This is a genomic window from Methylomonas sp. MED-D (assembly GCF_050276835.1).
Classification (GTDB): domain Bacteria; phylum Pseudomonadota; class Gammaproteobacteria; order Methylococcales; family Methylomonadaceae; genus Methylomonas; species Methylomonas koyamae_A.
Window position 1 is genome coordinate 661,176 of sequence record NZ_CP189965.1, and the last position, 17,824, is coordinate 678,999.

Here is a 17,824-nt window from a genome sequence, read left to right on the forward strand (position 1 = left end):
ATTCGGTTGAAAATTTGAGGCGACAACTATTCTGACGCGGGCGGTCAGTTGAACAACCTGTCCCACATCGCATCAACCTTTTTAATGACGTCCTCGCGCATCACGATAGGCCTGCCCCATTCGCGCTGGGTTTCGCCGGGCCATTTGTTGGTGGCGTCGAAGCCGACTTTCGAGCCTAGACCGGACACCGGCGACGCAAAATCCAGATAATCGATTGGCGTGTTTTCCAGTATCGTCAGGTCGCGGGCCGGGTCCATGCGGGTGGTGATGGCCCAAATCACGTCTTGCCAGTTGCGCACATCCACGTCGTCGTCAACGACGATCACAAACTTGGTGTACATAAATTGCCGCAGGTAGGACCAGGTGCCGAGCATGACCCGCTTGGCGTGGCCGGCGTATTGCTTCTTCATGCTGATTACCGCCATCCGGTACGAGCAGCCTTCCGGCGGCAAGTAGAAATCGACGATTTCCGGAAACTGCTTTTGCAGAATCGGCACGAACACTTCGTTCAAGGCCACGCCGAGAATTGCCGGTTCGTCAGGCGGCCGGCCGGTGTAGGTGCTGTGGTAGATCGGCACTTGGCGCTGGGTGATGCGCTCGATGGTGAACACCGGGAATTCGTCCACTTCGTTGTAATAACCGGTGTGGTCGCCGTAGGGACCTTCCGGCGCGGTTTCGCCGGGATGGATAAAGCCTTCCAGGACGATCTCGGCGCTGGCCGGCACCTGCAAATCGTTGCTCAGGCATTTGACGACTTCGGTCTTGCTGCCGCGCAACAGGCCGGCGAAGGCGTATTCGGACAAGGGGTCCGGCACCGGCGTCACCGCCGCCAGAATCGTCGCAGGATCGGCGCCCAAGGCCACCGCGACCGGGAACGGTTCGCCGGGCCGCTGCTGTTGCCATTCCCGAAAATCCAGGGCGCCGCCGCGATGCGCCAGCCAGCGCATGATGACCTTGTTTTTGCCTATCACCTGCTGGCGGTAGATGCCCAGATTCTGGCGTTCCTTGTTCGGCCCCTTGGTAATCACCAGCGGCCAGGTAATCAACGGCGCGGCGTCTTCCGGCCAGCAGGTCTGGATCGGATAATCGGCCAAGTCAATCTCGGCGCCGATGCGGATTACTTCCTGACATGGCGGATTGCTGACGACTTTGGGTGCCATGTTCAGCACCTGCTTGAACACTGGCAGTTTTTCCAGGGCGTCTCTCATGCCCTTGGGCGGCTCGGGTTCTTTCAAGTAAGCCAGCAGTTCGCCGATACCGCGCAATTCCGAAATATCGCTGGCGCCCATGCCCATCGCCACCCGCTTGGTGGTGCCGAACAGATTGCCGAGCACGGCGATATTGGAACCTTTGACGTTTTCGAACAGCAAGGCCGGACCGCCTTGCTTCAAGACCCGGTCGCAGATCACCGTCATTTCCAGATAGGGATCGACCTCGATTTTGATGCGTTTCAGTTCGCCTTGTTTTTCCAGTTGAGCGATAAAGTCTCTTAAGTCTTTGTATTTCATCGGATGGTGGGTGGTCAGTGGGGCAGGGAACGGCAGGTTTTAAGACCGAACGACCGGCGGTTCCAGGCTAATCGGCGACAAGTTTGCCCGCTTTGTCGGGGGAATTGCAAGGCGAGCCGGGCGCCCGAGCGGCGAGCGCTTAAATTCGGTCGGCGTCGTTAGGCTTCGGAGCGGATAGCCGGGTACCGAACAGGTAGTCGCACCCAGGCCAGGTCACGCACCAGTTGCCGGGTTTGGGTAAGGTGTGGTGGTCGTAGTGCCAACTTAAATGGCGCCGGCCCCAAGCCGGGTCTAAATGGGCCTTGCGGTGGCGGGTGTAATAAATCAGTAGAGAAAAATACAGGCCGCACGGAAAGCCGGGCCAGATCGCTAGTAACGGCGCGTGCAGCGAGGCGATGCCGGCCAATACCGCCAGTTCCTTGGTCTGCGCGTTCCATGCGTTCAAGCGGATTTTCGCGTAACCCGGATCGTACATCGCGTGTTCGGCGCAGGTCGCGTGGTGCCCGTGCCAGTGATAGGCCCAAAAGCTGTTCCGGCGCTTGCCCAGGCCGTGCAGGATAAATTTATGCATCAACCATTCGCCGAGATTGGCGTAACAGAGCGCTAGAACAAACTGGACGGCAAACATCATCGGTAATCCTGTTCGATTGGGGGAAGACGCTTTGGAGGCGGCTGTGGCGACTTGGACTGGCGTGTCGATGTTCGATTTCTTGTCGGCTGCCCCCTCATCAGGCTCGGTTTTGTGTGGCGGCGCGGCCTGCTGAAGGCTGAGCGTATTGTAACTATTCAGCGCGAAGTAAAAACGCCCTCTCCCGGCGGAACGGGGGATGAACTTCTCAATGTCAGCTATGCCGTTCGCTGAGCGGCGTCGAAGCGAAATCGCTGGCTTCGGCTCCGCTCAGCCAACGCCTCATTTCGGCTCAGCCAGCACCTTATTTCGGTTCGGCCAGCGCCTTATTTCGGCTGGGCCAAAGCCTCATTTCAAGCTCCGTTCAGCCAGCGGCCTACATGGACTGCAACCGTTTAACTTGGCGCCGTTGGTCATCACTTCCCCCCAAAAACGCCTATGACTAGTTACGGCGTATTTATATAAAAAAGCTATCGATATTATAAAAACAATCGATTTTATTTATATAAAAATCTTCTCCAGAATAGCGACCAAGCCGGACGAACCGGGCGAGATATCGCCGCCGGCCTTATCAAACACCTATCAGGAGAACAGCCATGAACACCAGCAAAACCATTAAAATCGCCGCCGTTATCGCCACCGTATTGATGGCCGCCAACGTACGCGCGCACGGCGACCGAATTGAAGCCAATAGCGGGGAAGCCAAAACCGCTATCGCCGAAGTGGTCTACGACAATCCGGCCTATAGCCGGGGCATACACAGCTACCCGAACCCGATCGCGGAGCATCCGATGGGCAAAGCGCGGGCGATCTACGTCGATAAAGCATACGGCCAAGCTATTTATAGCTATCCGGGCAACTGGCGGTAATCGCAACAGCGCCGGGCGGCGCTTAATGGGCAATGCGGTAAAGCTGTCCGGCGCGCTCCAGGATGGCGGTGAGGTCTTCGGCCGGCATCGGTTTGCCGAACAAGTAGCCTTGGGCTTCGTCGCAATCGTTTTGCATCAGGTATTGGGCTTGTTGCTCGGTCTCCACGCCTTCGGCGATGACCTTGAACTTGAGGATACGGGCGATCGAAATAATCACTAGTACGATGGCGGCCGCGTCGGCGTCGTGCATGATGTTGGCGACGAAGGAGCGGTCGATTTTCAACTTGTCGAAGGCAAAGTGCTTCAGTTGGTTCAAGCTGGAATAGCCGGTGCCGAAGTCGTCTATCGAGATTTGCATGCCGGCTTCGCGCAGTCGAGCCAGAATCTCGCGCTTTTTTTCCGGGTGGCGGATGAATAGACTCTCGGTCAATTCCAACTCGACGTATTGCGGCGGCAGGCCGGTATCGGCGACGATCGCGGTCACCTGATCGGCGAAATCCTCGTGATCCAACTGGCGTGCCGAGACGTTGACTGCAACGCTGAACGGCGGATAGCCGGTTTGCTGCCACAAACGGTTTTGCCGGCAGGCTTCGCGTAACACCCAGGCGCCTATCGTTTCGATCAGACCGATTTCCTCGGCCACCGGGATGAAGGCATCCGGCGGCACCAAGCCTAGTGTCGGATGCTGCCAACGGATCAACGCTTCGGCACCGATGATACGGCCGGAATTCAGATCGATTTGCGGTTGGTAGTGCAGAAAGAATTCGTCGCGTTGCAAAGCCCGGCGCAAATCGCTTTCCAACCGCAGTTTCGACGATACCGCGAATTCCATGCTGTCTTCGTAAAAACAAAAAGTGTTGCCCTGTTCCTTGGCGCGGTACATCGCGGTGTCGGCGTGTTTGATCAACAAACCGCTGTCGATGCCGTCGGCCGGAAACAAGGAGATGCCGATGCTGCAACTGATATAGAACTCTTGCTCCATCAGCAGGAAGGGCTTGGCGATGGTGTTGCAGATTTTGTCGGCGACCGCCACCGCGACCTGGGCGTTGCCGATTTTTTCCAACAGTAGAATGAATTCGTCGCCGCCGAAGCGGGATACCATGTCTTCCTTGCGCACGCAGCTCTGGATGCGCTCGGCGGCGGCTTTCAACAATTGGTCGCCGACATCGTGGCCCATCGTGTCGTTGGTGAGCTTGAAGCGGTCCAAATCCAGAAATAACACCGCGTGCAATTGCGGGTGGATGCCTTCGGCCTGGATGACCGCGTTCAGCTTGTCCATGAACTGAGCACGGTTGGCCAGATTGGTCAATGGGTCGTGATAAGCCAGGCGGTTCAGCGTGCGCTGGCTGCGGCTGGCATCCAGCAAGTGGGCGATGCGTTTACGCAACACCGTGAAATGGATCGGCTTGGGAATGTAGTCGTTGGCGCCTATCGAGAAGGCCAACTCCACCGAATGTTCGTTTTCCAGCGCGGTGATCATCAAAATCGGCACTTCGGCGCCGTTCGGCAGCGCCCGGATTTTTTGGCAGGCTTCGAAGCCGTCCATCTCCGGCATTAGCGCATCCATCAGGATCAGATCGGCCATTTGCTGTTGACAAATAGCGACGGCTTGCTGACCGGTGCCGGCCAGGTCGACGATGTAGCCGTCCTTTTCCAGAATATCCTGCAACGCAAAGCGCATCGCGCGGTCGTCGTCGGCCACCAGAATGCGCGGACCTTGCGGCGTGGGCGCGGCGTCGGCGATCGTTTCGGTGCCGATTTCGCGTAGCAGCAATTGTTCGATGAATTGATATTCCTCGCGCAATTGGCGCAGCAGCGCTTCGCTGTTTTCAAGACTATGCTGCTCTCCGGCATCTTCCAGCTGCTTGGCGACGGCCGCCAGCTTATTGGCGCCGAGGTTGCGGCTGGCGCCTTTCAGGCTATGGGCGAGTTCGCGAACCTGTCGTGCGTCGTTGGTCGTCAAGGCCAAAGCCAATTGTTGGATTTGGACCGGCGAATCTTCCAGATAAAACCGTACCATCCGCTCGAAACCTTGACCGATTTCGTCGCGCAATTGGCGCAAGACCTGGTCGTCCAAGGTGTTGGGCGTCGCGTTGGCGCGGATATTGGGCTTCGCCGCGACAGGGGCGTTCTCCAGCCAGTGCAGCAGCTTTTCGCGCAACGGCGCCAATTTGATCGGCTTGGCCAGGTAATCGTCCATACCGGCGGCCTGGCACAAGTCGCTGTCGCCTTGTCGGGCGTTGGCGGTCATCGCCACGATCGGAATGCGCGCCAACGGCTCGGGCAATAGCCGGATGCGGCGAGTGGCTTCGAAACCGTCCATGTTCGGCATGTGGCAATCCATCAAGACCAGGTCGAAGGGTTTGCGCGCCAGCCATTCCAAGGCTTCGTTGCCGGACGCGGCGATTTCGTACGCGCAGCCCAGCCGCTCCAGCATGCCGGCCGCCACCATCTGACTGGCGCGGTTATCCTCGACGATCAGGATTACGCGGCCCAACTCGGCTGAGTGCGGCGTTTCGGCGGCGGCTTCGACCGGCGCGGAGTCCCGGTAATCCTGGCCGACGGTCAGGATGAAGTCGTATAACTTGGATACCTGTACTGGTTTGGTCAGATTGGCGGCCACGTTGGGCAGGCGGGACTGGCCGGCGGTGTTGCCCGGATTGGACAGCAGGATGATTTTCAGGTCGGCCAGCGCCGGATCGTGAGCGATCAAATCCAGCCAACTCAGGTCGCCGGCGTCTTTCAGATCGACGATCGCGAATTGGTACGCCTGGTCCTGTTCGCGCGCCGAGCGCAGCATGTCGACCGCGCGAATGCCGTATTCGCTGTGGCGGTAATGGATTTGCCAATGTTCCAGGGTCTGGGTCAGGAATTGGCGCATCTTGGCGTTTTCGGAAATTACTAGGACGCGCAAATTGGCGAAATAAGCCTGGCGGGCTTCCGACAACGCTTGAGTGCCGCGCGGCGCCTCGAAGGGCACGGTAAACCAGAAGGTGCTGCCGCCGCCGGGCTGACTGACCACGCCGATCTTGCCACCCATCAGATTGACCAGTTGCCGACAGATCGCCAGGCCCAGGCCGGCGCCTTCGTGGTGGCGGGTGCTGGAGCCGTCGGCCTGTACAAAGGCGTCGAAGATGGTTAACTGGGCGGCGGCGGAAATGCCGATGCCGGTGTCGCTGACCTCGAAGCGCAGCAGATGCAGGTCGGCGCTGGCGCTTTCCACGCTAACCCGAATCGAGATTGCGCCTTGCTCGGTAAATTTCAGCGCGTTCCCGACCAGATTGATCAGCACTTGCCGGACCCTGGAGGCCTCACCGTTCATCACCAACGGGATTTCGTCGGCGACGGCGTAATGGAGTTGCAGGTTTTTGCGGTGAGCTTGGCCGGCCATCAATTCGACGACTTCGTCCAACGTTTCGTAAAGTACGAAATCCACCGGCTGACGTTTCAACATACCGGCTTCGATCCGGGAAAAGTCGAGGATGTCCTCGATCAATTTCAACAATGCTTCGCCGGCGTTGCGGGCGATCATCGAATATTCGAGTTGCTTGGGCGTCAGGCCCATGTCCTGCAATAGTTCCAACATGCCCAGCACGGCGTTCAGCGGCGTGCGCAATTCGTGGCTGACGTTGGCGGCGAATTCGCCCTTCAATCTCGCCGATTCCAGTGCGGTGTCGCGGGCGCGTTCCAACTGCTTTTCGCGGGTTTCCAATACTTCCATCATCGTATTGAAGGCGCTACCCATATCGGTGATGTCGCGCGGGCCCTGTAATTTGGCTCGGACGTTTTTCGCGCCGGCCGATGCCTTGCCCATTTGCTTGGCCAGCAGTTGGATCGGCAGGGTCAGGCGGCGGGTCATCGCCAGCAGGAACACGAAAAACAGCATGGCCGCGCCGCCCGAGACCAGCAGCGTCGCCCAGAGTATCTGTTTTTTCATCACGTTCAGCGAGTGTTTGCCCTGGGCCAAACGCACGTAACCGATCAACTCCGGTTCGGCCTGGGCCTCGAACGGCGACGCGTCCTGGTCGCCGCCGCGCGCGAACACCGGTGCCACGAAATACCAGGCTTGATCGGTTTCCTGGACCAGACGCAGGTCGTCCGGCCAGCCGGATGCGTCGCCGCCGTCGGGCAGCGTGGTGTCGCCGCGCTCGAACAAGGCTTGCCGGGCGGCGTTGAAAATCGCAACCCCGCGCACGTCCGGGAAGGACAGAAATCGCCGGGCCGGTTCCTCGGCGTTTTCCTTGCTGGCGTAGAGCAAGGCCAGCGCGCTTTGGGCGGCGAAGGCTTCGGTGGATTGGCGGCCCTGGGCGATCCATTGATCGCGAACGATGCGGTAGGACAAGGTCGAAATGCCGAACGAGGACAGTAGTGAGATCGCCAGCAGCCCGACGGTAAAGGTGACCGTCAGTTGTTGTAAAAAACTCGCTCCCCGCAGGCGTGGCCTCGATCGCTGCTTCATTCGGGCTTAGGGGGTTGGGAAAACCATGGCGAATTCGCGGCGGGTCTGACTGGAAAAACGCAGGCCTAAATGTTCGGCGGTCCGTAAGTTGACGGCGACCAGCAAATCCCGCAGCAATTTGACCGACTCGAATTTGCCGTCGGGCCTGGCTTGTTGCAAGGCCAAGCTGGCCAAGCTGCGGCCCATGCCGAAATTGTCCGGATACAACGAAAACAACGCGCCTTTGCGGACATGGTCGAGATTGCTGGAGAACACCACGAAGTTTTTCTCCCAGGCTTCCCGGAGCACTTCGGGCAACAGCGATTGTTCGTCCATCGCCGCGTTTTCGCGCGGTAGCCACAACGCGATCGAGTTGTCTTTGATTTCCAGCAGGATCTGCCGGAACAGGTCCGAGGAATCGCGTAGGTTGCCGGTCGGTTGGGCCGTCAGGATCAAGTCCCTCTCCTTGGCGGCACGTTCGGCGTGTTCGATTTCCCAGGCGGTTTGGCGGGGATCGTAAATCACAGTGACTTTTTTGATGTCCGGCACCAATTTTTTCAGATGGTCGAACATCGCTTCCGGGGCCGGCGTCAGACTGATGCCGGCCAAGCCTTGCGGTACCTCGTCCGGGCGGATCATCGTTGCGCCGATCACGACCGGAAATGCCGCCGAGAGCGGCTTGGCCACCGCCAGTCCGGCGCGGCCCAGCGTGACGACCACGTCGATCCGGTCGTTTTTCAGGGCGCCGATCAAGCGGTCGGCGGCGGTCGAGTCGCGGTCGTTGAGCAGATAGTGGCCGACCGGTTTGCCCAGTTCCTCCTCCATGCCGCGGGCGATTTCCAAAAACACCGAGCGGTAAGGTTCGCGGACATCCGGATAAACGATTGCTACCGTCGGCGTATCGGCTCGCGCGATACCGGCCATCGCCGACAAAAAGACTGCCAATAGCAGCGTGAAAATCAAACGACCGAACAAAATAACTCCTGAATAATGCATGAATGAGCCAGTCGCGGCGACAATTCGTCGGCTAAAAGTTAACGCTGATTTCCCCGTAAAAACTGCGGGTCGCCAGCGGTAAATCGTTGGGGATGGCGGTCGGGCTGCCAACCAAGCTGGGTTCGCGGGCGCTGACGTCAAATAGGTTGCGAACCGAGAACGCCACTTCGACATGTTTGGCCAGATTTTGCCGGCGTAGGGTCAAGTCGACCCAAGTATAGTCGGCTACCGGCTCGCGTGTGTCGCCGTAGCTGCGTTCGCGGCCGACAATCCACTTGGCTTGCGGGCTGAGCGACCAGTCAGGCAGGAATTCCCAATTGGCGCGCAAATAAATCTGGTGATGCGGCGCATAGCCGGCATCGTGATTCAGCGCTTCGTCGCGGCTGCGTTGGTAGGCGTAATTGCCGATCAGTTTCAGATTGTCGGCGGCCTGCCATTCCGCTTCGAACTCGGTGCCGTAACCTTGTTGGGTGCCGGTGTTCCGCGCGGTGGACGTCGTCGAACCGCTGTCCGGCACGAAGCGGATAATATCCTTCCACCAATAGTTGAAGAAGTTCAAGCCCAGGCGCAGGCTGTCGGTTGGCCGGTAGTCGAAACCCAGTTCGAGGTTTTCCATCGTTTCCGGCTTCAAGCGCGGATTGCCGAGCTGCGCCGGGTTGTTGATGATGTACATCTCCTGAAACGACGGCGCGCGGAACGCCGAGCCGTACATCAACTTGGCGGTCAGGTTGTAGTCGGCCTCCCAGATCAACGCGGCGCGCGGATTGAAGGTGTTGCCGAAATCCGAATAGCGGTCGTAGCGGGCGCCGGCGGTCAGCGTCCAGTCGTTGGCGAAATTCCACTGATCCTGCAAAAACAAATAGGCGACCTTGCGGTCGACTTCCGGGATAAAGGTCGACGCGGTGCCCGAAACATCGGTGAGCGGAATGCCCGGTAGCGACGGAATCGGCAGGCCGGTGGTCGGGTCGATACCGAAATTCTGACTGACTTTGGCCCGGAACAGACTGTCGTAATTGAAGCCGATACCGCTGCGCAATAAATGTTGCTGAAAACCGGTGTAAGCAATCGATTGGTTGATGCGAACATGGCGTTCCCAGACTTCCGGGTTGCCGATATAGCCGTTCGGGAAGGTGACCGGCGCGCCGAGGCCGATCTGGCCGTTGCCGCCGATCGGCAACGTGGTGCCGGGCGGAAACAGTGTCAAATTGCGTTCGATTTCCTGGGTGGTTTCGAAATAACTGGCTTGGGTGGTCAGATCCCAGTTATCGATATCGTCGTTATGGTAGGTGACGTCGGCATTCCAGCGGTCGCTGGCGTAGCGGTTGATCGGGTCCAGCGCCTGAGCGACGCCCGAGCCGTTACCGAAATCGCCGCGATGTTGCAGGCCGCCGCGAAACCGCCAATGACCGCGCGATAAATCGATGCGGGCATCGAGATTGTCGCGCGACAGATTGAGCGGTCCTGGTGCCAACGAGGCTTTCGGCCCCAGGCCCAGACTGTCGAAATAGCTTTGCAGGTCGGCATCGACGATCGAATCCTGGCCGGCGGTCTTGTGGTATTCCAGCGCCAACGCCACGTCGAAGCCGGCCCATTCGCCGCCGTGCAGCGCCCAGCCGTCGTACGTGTCGAAGCTGCCGACCCGGCCGCCCACCTCGGTGCCCTCGATGTCTTGCCGAGTTTTGGTGATCACGTTGATGACGCCGGCGAAGGCGTCCGCGCCGTACACCGCCGAGCCGGGACCGCGCACCACTTCGATCCGGGCGACGTCGCGCAGCGGCATGCCGCCCCAGGCCTCGCCTCGGCTGCCGGTATAGGAATTGGTGATCGGGATGCCGTTGACCATCATCAGCACTTGCTGATTGAACTGCGAAAAAATGCCGCGAAAGGTGTAAATCGGGTTATAGCCTATGGTGTTGCGCTCCACATGCAAGCCGGGAACCGTTTCCAACGCCTCGTCGATATCGGTCGCGCCAATCGATTTGATGTCTTCCGCGGTGATGACCGTCGCGATTGACGGCGCTTTGGAAATCGGCTGTTTGTAGCCGCTGGCGATGCTGACCATTTCTTCGCCGCCGTAGATTTGCGATAGGGCTTTTTCTTCTTCCTCGGTCGAAACCGGTTGCGCCGAGGGGCTTGCGCTGACGCAAACCGCGGCGAGGAAGAACAGGCGGCGATGCATGGTGGGCTCCTGAATGGATGTCTTGTCTTGATGGCGAAGCTCGGGTCACCGATGGGCCGGGCCGGTTGCGGAGCATACCAAGCCCGGACCATCGATTGCCAGAGATAATTGAAGCGCAGTTTAGTCGGGCTTTGCGGGATGCCAAGTGCGGCGAGGCGATCCGTCGTAAACAATGCCGTCGCACGGCGTAGGGTAGAGCGTGCCGGCCGGGCGTTCGCTGGCTTCGATATAACCCGGCGGCATTCCGGCCAGAAATACCGGAAAGATGAACAAATACAGCTCGCGCGCGCTCATGCCCAGGTCGCTGCCCAAGGCGGCGACCAGCGCGGCGTAATTCATTTTCATCCGCCAGCGGCCGTTCAACAACATTTGCTCGACCGCCAAGGCCAACTTTAGATAAGGGCCTTGGTCCAGGCCCAATGCCTTCGCCAAATCCAACAACGGACCGATGCGTTCGTCGCCGTTGACTAGCGGCCTGCCGTAACCGCCGATGCCGCGGTGGGTGGTCAGTTCCTCGCGAATACAGGTCTCCAGATCGCCACCTTGTTCGAGTTGGCGTAACGCGCGGCTGAAAAAGTCGATCGATCGTACGAAAATGCCGCCGCCGTATATTTCCGCTTCCGATACCGCCAGGGCCGCCGCCAGACCCAGCGTCCCGGTGCTGCGGGTACTGCCGGCCAAGGCCGCGACCCGATTGTTCCACAGCCGGACGTCGGGATAACTGGTGTAAATCCAGATCGCGTGCAGCAATTTCAGTTGGGCTGGGTCGAAGTGGCGGCCGGTGATGCCGAACACGTACAACTCCAGCCAGTCCATGTCTTTTAATTCACTCAGCAAATCCCGGCCGCGAAACACCACGTGGCTGCCGGGGTAAAACTTGCCCATCCGGCTTTTCAAGACGCCGACGTGGCGGTCGAGTAATTTTGCCCCCCTCATGCCGCTTGCTCCACCGGTGGCGTTTCCAATTCGACGACGCCGAACGGAAATTTCTTGTAACCCAGCGGCCGCTGTTCCAAGGCATGCGCCGCCGCGCCCGGCAGACGCAACAGCAGATACAGCATTTCGCTTTGTTCCGGGTCGAAACCCAAATCCGCTAGCGCCGCCGCCGCGACGCCGGACAGTGCCAAAGGCCGGCCGGCCAGTGCTTGCAGCGCCGCCAGATTTTCGATCAGCCAAGGCAGGCGCGGCCCAACGCCGTATTTCGCCAGGCAGTCCAGGGTTTGCCGTACCGGTAGCGAGGTGCCGGCGCCATGGTCGTCAAACCCGGACGGATGCTCGACCGCCGGCCAGACACTGCCCGGATCGGCGGTCAGCGACTCGGTCAGCCAACGCCGCCAGGCGTTCAAATCGGTGCCGCAGCGCAGCCAGCCGTTCGCCGCGTTGTAGACTTCGCGAGCGCCGCCGGCCTGACCGGCGCCGACCGCCAACGCCGCCATCAACGACGAGGCGGCCGGCGAGCCGCACACGCCGCCGCACATGGCCGCATGCACGGCCGGGTCGCGCGGTCCCGGATTCGCCAGCGCCAGCGCCAAGCTGTCCAATAGGGCGGATTGTTCGGCGCTCGGCGCTTCCGGCATGAACAGCATATACAAGAGATCGGTCCAGCGGGCCTGGCCCAGCATTTCCCCGTAAACGTCGTAGCCTCGGCAATAGGCGGTTCGGGTGGCGAAACGGTTGTCGGACTCGGCTTCTTCCCGCCAGATGCGGGTGCGTATCGTCGGGATGGTTTGATCGGCGCTCATAATGCCTCCTAGGGTAAACAAACTAAACTGATGCCGCCGTCGACGACGATTTCTTCGCCGACGACATAGGCCGAATCGTCGGACGCCAAAAACAACGCGACCTTGGCGACTTCCTCCGGCGCGCCGAAGCGCTTGATCGGCGAACGGCCCTCGATATCGGTTTTGATGGCTTGAAACACGTCGCCGGGTAACGGCAGGCGGTTGAAGCCTTCGGTATCGATAGGGCCGGGGTTGATCGCGTTGACCCGTATGCCTTGTCCTATCAAGGTCAATCCCAACGATTGCACCATCGAACGCAAGGCCGCCTTGGTGGCGGCGTACACGCTGAAATTGGGGGTGCCGCTACGGTTGGTGATCGACGTGGTGACGATGATGGAGGCGCCGGGTTTGAGCATCGGCAAGGCTTTTTGGATCGTAAAAAACACGCCCTTGAAATTGACCCGCATGATGCGGTCGAATTGGTCTTCGGTGGTCAGTTCCAACGGTGTCGGTTCGGCGATGCCGGCGTTCAGAAACAGAATGTCCAAAGTTTGAAAATGTTGGCCGACCTGTTCCAGCAGGGCTTCGATGTCGTTCAGACAACCGGCCTCGCTGACGAGGGCCAGCGTGTCGTCGCCCAACTGTTGGCGGGCGGTTTCCAAGCGTTCCGGGTCCCGTCCGGTGATCGCCAGCCGGGCACCCTCGGCGAGGAATAGTTTGGCGCTGGCCAGGCCGATGCCGCTGGAGCCGCCGGTAATCAACGCGGTTTTACCGCTGAGTTTGTTCATGAAGTCGCCCCGCTTATAAGGTGTTGGTCAGGACGCGCATCCGCACGTTCATCGGCGGCTCTTCGTCGGGATCGATCAGCACGTCAAGCAGGGTCGGCCCCTTGCGTGCGCAGATCGCGGCGATATTCAGATTGGTCAAGTCGTGCGGCGAGCGGATCGTGTAAGCGTCGGCGCCGAGGGCGCGGGCCAGGGCCGCGAAGTCGCTGGGCGGCAAGTCGCAACCGATTTGTTCGGCCCCGGCCAAGCGCTGGCCGTGTCTGACCATGCCCAACGACTGATCGTTGAGCACAATAAACACCACCGCCAGACGCTCGGCGACCGCGACCGAAATTTCCTGACCGTTCATCAACATGCTGCCATCGCCGGTGATGCACACGACCGGCTGACGGCGGTTGGCGATCGCGGTGCCGATCGCGCCGCCGATCGCCCAACCCATCGCCGCGAAATTCATCGTTACCCGCAACCAGCCGCCGTCGGTGCGGCGCAGGCCCGGCGTGATCTTGCGGCCGCCGCCGCCCAATCGGCGTTCGCCGACCCGCCGGTCGATGCCGGGGTGCAGATAATGCACGGCCCACGACACGCTATTGCCGGTGTCGGCCAGAAAGCGGGTGGTCGGCGGAAACAGTTGGCCCAATTCGCGCATCAAGCGCTGCGGTTTCAGCGGCGTGGCATCGCTTTGATATTTTTCCGGCGCGCTTAACAGTTGGTGGGGGTCGTGTTGGTCGACCTTGTGTTCGCGGGAGGCGCGCTGCCGGGCATATTCGAAATTGTCGGTTTTTTGCTGGTGATGCAGTTGCTCGACCAGCCGGCTGAACACCGACAGAATACGGCCGCGCACATGCAGGCGGGCCATCGGCGTACGCGACAGGTTTTCCTCGGACTCGTCGATGTGTACCAGGCGCTCGTTGAGCAGGCTGTCGCTCCAGCCGCCGCTGTTCCACTCGCCCATGTTGGCGCCGATGGCTAGGATCAAATCGACTGCTTTGTCTCGCAGCGCGGCGTCGGCGGTTTCGTGACCGCCGAAACCAAACACGCCCCGGAACAACGGATGGCGTGGATTGACCAGGCCTTTGCCGTCGGGCGTGGTGACTAGCGGCGTGCCTTTCAGCGCGGCGAATTGCAGAATCGAACCGATCGCTTCGCCGCAGCCGCCGCCGATCAGCAGAACGACGTTTTGGGCCTCGGCCAGCATGTCGCGCAATTCGGTGATGGCGTCGTCGTCCACCATCGACGACGGCGCCAGCAGTTGCTCCAAGTTGTAGGACGGTGTGCCGCGGCTGCAGGGGCTGCGGAACACATCCACCGGCACGGTCAGATGCGACGGTCCGCGCGGGGCGCGAATCGCCCGTTGCAGCGCGGTCACCAGTTTGGTTTCCAATTGCTTGGGGTGGGAGACCAACGAGTTGTATAGCGTGCAATGCCGGAACATGCCCAGCGTGTTGATGCCGGTGCACGAGGATTCTTGCAAGGGGTATTTGCCGAACGCCGGCAGGGCCGGCTGGCCGGTAATGACCAACATCGGAATGTTGTTGTCGTAAGCGCAGGCCACGCCGGTAATCAGGTTGGTGGCGCCGGGACCCGACGTGGAGCAGCAGACGCCGATTTTGCCGGTTTCCCGAGCGTAGCCGTCGGCCATGAAGGCGGCGCCGGCTTCGTGGCGGGCCAGCACGTGACGGATACCGCCGCGCCGGCTGCTACGGGCGATGGCGTTGTAGAGCGGCTCGATGGCGCCGCCGGGCACGCCGAAAACGTATTCGACCCCCATCTGTTCCAGATAGGCGACCAGCAGATCAGCGATGTCCGCCGGCTGCGCATGTCTGGGATCGGCGATGTCGTCGATTAGGTCTGTATGGTGATGAATCAGGGAAATTTGCGCGCTCATGGTTACCCCGCGAGGTTAAACAATACCGGGTTATCGATAGCCGAATGGTTCGGGTGCCGGAACAGCGCCGCCGCGCTGCTTGCGGCAGGGTTGGCCGAACTTGGCCGGTGCGGTTCCGAAGAGAAAGTGTAGAGGAGCAATTTCCGCCGGTAGCGCGGGGGAATCGGGAGCGTTTCCAAATCGGGAGGGATTTTACGCGTGGCGGATGGTGGCGCGGCCGGATTGGCGGCTAAGCTTGGCCGGGGTACGCTTTATTCCAAGGCCGCTCGGGTTTTCTGTATCTTTTTGAGAAAATCGGCAAGCGTTGTCGCTCTGCTGCAAGCTCGATTGATCGCGAGGCGCCGACGGGCATTTAGGCGCTGGAAGGACAAGTCCAATCTGTGAAGAGGCTAACAAACGAATTTGCCTTGCCCGCGATTTGATGCAAGCGACGGCTGAGAAATGCCCGCCTTCAGGCTAACGGATTTGCGAAGTGGATCGCAAATTCATCGGAGTCGCCAAGTGTCGATTGCGGCGTATCGATCAGGTTGGCGAATGCCGGGGTTGGTGGCTGGCGACCAAGCGTTACCGAAACAGCCAAATCGCCAACCAGGGCACGACCAGAATCGCCAAGCCGGTTTGCCAGGTCGCTAAGGAAGCGCTGGGCGGCGGCGGTTCCAGACGGTCGGCATCCGGGCTGCTGGGAATAAAGGCCAGTATGAGGGCGACCAGCAGCATGAACGGCGGCGCAAACAAAAATCCCAGTAAAATTCCCCATGCCGACGAGCCCAGATCGCGAGCGCGTTTGATCATTGCCGTGATGCCGAACAGACCGAGACCGCCGACCAAGGCCCAATAAAAACCGTTGCGGATGTCGTCGGACCAATGCTCCGGCCGCAGTTCCAGCATGTAGATCACCAACGCGGCATTCAGAAGACTGGGTAGGCCCAGGGCGATAAAGCGGGAGCGGTCGTAACGAAGCATGTTCGCGGGTATTCCGAAAGGTGGCGCAAGTTGGGATTTTAACGCATTCGGATTGACGCGCGCCCGTTCTTACGAACGGCGGCCGGCCGCGCTAGCTTGAATATTAGGTACTTTACGTCGCCCGGAGCGTAGAATGCGACCCTCCTATATCAATAAAAGTCGGGGGTTGGACATGAAGAACATAACATTAGCGCTGGTTTTGTCGGTCGTCGCAAGCCAGGCGTTTGCCGATGTCCCGCTGCAATCCGGCGACGAAGTACAAGGCAGTTGGAAACTGGAATACACCAAAAAATCGGCGGCGACTCAAGAAACCATCAAGCGGGAAGACACGTGGACCTTTGGCGCCGGCAAGGTCACGATCACCCATATCCCGCGCGAAGGCAGCTATTACGACCAATCGCCGGTCAATTACGAAGTGGAAAACGGTAAATTGAAAATTTCGCTGCTGGGCCGGTCGGATAAATTCGATATCTTCTCGCTGGTCGAAAAGGACGATAAAACGATGACGTTAAAAGGCAAGTTTGGGGATATTTACCACTTTAACAAGAAATAGATTTTTTGAATTGTAGGGCGGCTTTGCGCAAGCAAGCCGCCAAACTGTATGTATTTAGGCTGGTGTATTTAAATTATTAGTGATTTTAAGGCCCATGAAGGGAAAACCAAATTATGGATTATTGAAAGGTAACTTTCGGGGCTTTCATGGTTCAAAACAGTGAACGCAGTATTTGACGTTTCTTCAAAAATCGCCAAGCCTTTTGGAGTTATGCATAAGTTTAGGTCTGGGTGTTTTATCTGGTTGTCTAGAATATGTTTCTGAATTTGGCCTTCTGGGTTTTTAGCAATTTCTGAAATTTTTCGAATCCAGTGACGTGCTTTGTCTGTCGACTCCATAACCCTGGTTGAGGTTGCTGCGGATGTAATACCCAATCCTGGACCAAAATATGCCTTTCCGTTTAAGATAATAGGGATATTTATTCCGGCCAATCTTAGTTTTTGGATTTCTCGCGGAGATATGGTTTTTTGTGGCGGCAGTATGTCTCTTAAATGAAATTGTTCCATATAGTTTGGCCAACTATGATTAACTAATATTATTAGTTCGTTGTCTGAAAACAATCCATCATCATTGTGCTCTCTGACATCTATTAGAGCAAAAGTGTCATTCTCAACTAGGAAGAATAATAGCCAACTTCTACCGTCGCTACACTTTCTCTCTGAAAATAATTCGCCTGGTTTGATCGGTATATCTGTGATATGTAAGTGAAATATGTTCCAGTCTGCCCATAAAAGGTCAGTGCGTTTGGCCTTTCTTTTTCCGCTAATGTCGTGGAAACGTTGAATTGATTTGGATTGATATGCGTTTATATCTACTCCCATACGCATCAGTTTTTGTATATGAAGAAAGCCAGTCTCGACAGTTTTAGGAAGTTTTTTTGGGAAAACCTCTGAAAATACTATCTGCCTGGGTTTGGGGTCAATATATCGGAGGCGAAAATCCAGCCATCTCATTAGAGGGCAGCTAAGGCCATTAATTTGCTTTTTGAATTCAAGATTGTAGTGTGAAATTAGGTCCTGGGCGATGCCATTTAGATCGGTTTGAAACTTCTGATTCAAATTATTCATTTGGCTGTTGACGAGGCAATTTTAAGCGCTTGAAAACTTGTCTTTGGCGTGAGTTTAAGTAACTAATTAAACGATACTGGCATGCACATTATCTGCGATTACACTTCACTATTCGGAGGAATTAAGGTGTTAAACTCGTTGGGTTACGTTTCACGAATCGGATCTACATTTCTGGAATTCCAATTTGTAATGTTTGAGCCTCTCTTGCAGCGTCAACACGTTTCAATCTTCA

13 protein-coding genes are annotated in these 17,824 nt (G+C 58.2%); 2 read left to right on the plus strand and 11 right to left on the minus strand.

All coding sequences use genetic code 11. The features are described from left to right. Positions 1–44: 44 nt before the first annotated feature. Both ubiD and ACQE3E_RS02920 read right to left on the minus strand, forming a co-directional pair. Positions 45–1,508: a 4-hydroxy-3-polyprenylbenzoate decarboxylase gene (ubiD, locus tag ACQE3E_RS02915; protein WP_427501208.1), complete on the minus strand. Its 1,464-nt coding sequence runs from the start codon at positions 1,506–1,508 to the stop codon at positions 45–47. Between the two features lie 139 nt (positions 1,509–1,647). Then, complete coding sequence (locus tag ACQE3E_RS02920) at positions 1,648–2,139, minus strand: sterol desaturase family protein (RefSeq protein WP_313729138.1); 492 nt, start codon at positions 2,137–2,139, stop codon at positions 1,648–1,650. Positions 2,140–2,732: 593 nt separating this feature from the next. On the opposite strand from ACQE3E_RS02920, the gene ACQE3E_RS02925 reads away from it, so the two are divergent. Next, on the plus strand, positions 2,733–3,005 hold the full coding sequence (locus ACQE3E_RS02925; RefSeq protein WP_064031606.1) for a hypothetical protein: 273 nt from the start codon (positions 2,733–2,735) through the stop codon (positions 3,003–3,005). A 22-nt stretch (positions 3,006–3,027) separates the two neighbouring features. Here the strand turns inward: ACQE3E_RS02925 and ACQE3E_RS02930 are convergent, their stop codons facing one another. From ACQE3E_RS02930 to ACQE3E_RS02965, 8 genes are all read right to left on the minus strand, one after another. Further along, the gene (locus tag ACQE3E_RS02930) at positions 3,028–7,464 is read right to left on the minus strand and encodes an EAL domain-containing protein (RefSeq protein WP_427501209.1); all 4,437 of its coding nucleotides are present in this window, start codon (positions 7,462–7,464) and stop codon (positions 3,028–3,030) included. Positions 7,465–7,470: 6 nt separating this feature from the next. Continuing rightward, positions 7,471–8,439 carry an ABC transporter substrate-binding protein gene (locus tag ACQE3E_RS02935; protein ID WP_427501210.1) on the minus strand — a complete coding sequence of 323 codons (969 nt, stop codon included), beginning with the start codon at positions 8,437–8,439 and terminating at the stop codon, positions 7,471–7,473. Between the two features lie 31 nt (positions 8,440–8,470). Further along, the gene (locus ACQE3E_RS02940) at positions 8,471–10,618 is read right to left on the minus strand and encodes a TonB-dependent receptor plug domain-containing protein (RefSeq protein WP_313729133.1); all 2,148 of its coding nucleotides are present in this window, start codon (positions 10,616–10,618) and stop codon (positions 8,471–8,473) included. Positions 10,619–10,738: 120 nt separating this feature from the next. Continuing rightward, on the minus strand, positions 10,739–11,554 hold the full coding sequence (locus ACQE3E_RS02945) for a citryl-CoA lyase (RefSeq protein ID WP_313729132.1): 816 nt from the start codon (positions 11,552–11,554) through the stop codon (positions 10,739–10,741). Next, complete coding sequence (locus tag ACQE3E_RS02950; protein WP_313729131.1) at positions 11,551–12,360, minus strand: citryl-CoA lyase; 810 nt, start codon at positions 12,358–12,360, stop codon at positions 11,551–11,553. The genes ACQE3E_RS02945 and ACQE3E_RS02950 overlap by 4 nt, the downstream gene beginning before the upstream one ends. A gap of 8 nt (positions 12,361–12,368) precedes the next feature. After that, on the minus strand, positions 12,369–13,127 hold the full coding sequence (locus ACQE3E_RS02955) for an SDR family oxidoreductase (protein ID WP_313729130.1): 759 nt from the start codon (positions 13,125–13,127) through the stop codon (positions 12,369–12,371). Positions 13,128–13,140: 13 nt separating this feature from the next. After that, complete coding sequence (locus ACQE3E_RS02960) at positions 13,141–15,009, minus strand: thiamine pyrophosphate-binding protein (RefSeq protein ID WP_313729129.1); 1,869 nt, start codon at positions 15,007–15,009, stop codon at positions 13,141–13,143. Positions 15,010–15,573: 564 nt separating this feature from the next. Further along, complete coding sequence (locus ACQE3E_RS02965) at positions 15,574–15,972, minus strand: DUF805 domain-containing protein (protein WP_313729128.1); 399 nt, start codon at positions 15,970–15,972, stop codon at positions 15,574–15,576. Between the two features lie 172 nt (positions 15,973–16,144). Between ACQE3E_RS02965 and ACQE3E_RS02970 the strand changes: the two genes are divergently transcribed. Beyond that, positions 16,145–16,525 (plus strand): lipocalin family protein, encoded by a 381-nt coding sequence (locus ACQE3E_RS02970; protein ID WP_064031599.1) that lies wholly within the window; start codon positions 16,145–16,147, stop codon positions 16,523–16,525. Between the two features lie 68 nt (positions 16,526–16,593). Here ACQE3E_RS02970 and ACQE3E_RS02975 read toward each other — a convergent pair whose 3' ends face one another. Further along, complete coding sequence (locus ACQE3E_RS02975; RefSeq protein ID WP_313729127.1) at positions 16,594–17,592, minus strand: hypothetical protein; 999 nt, start codon at positions 17,590–17,592, stop codon at positions 16,594–16,596. Between the last annotated feature and the right edge of the window lie 232 nt (positions 17,593–17,824).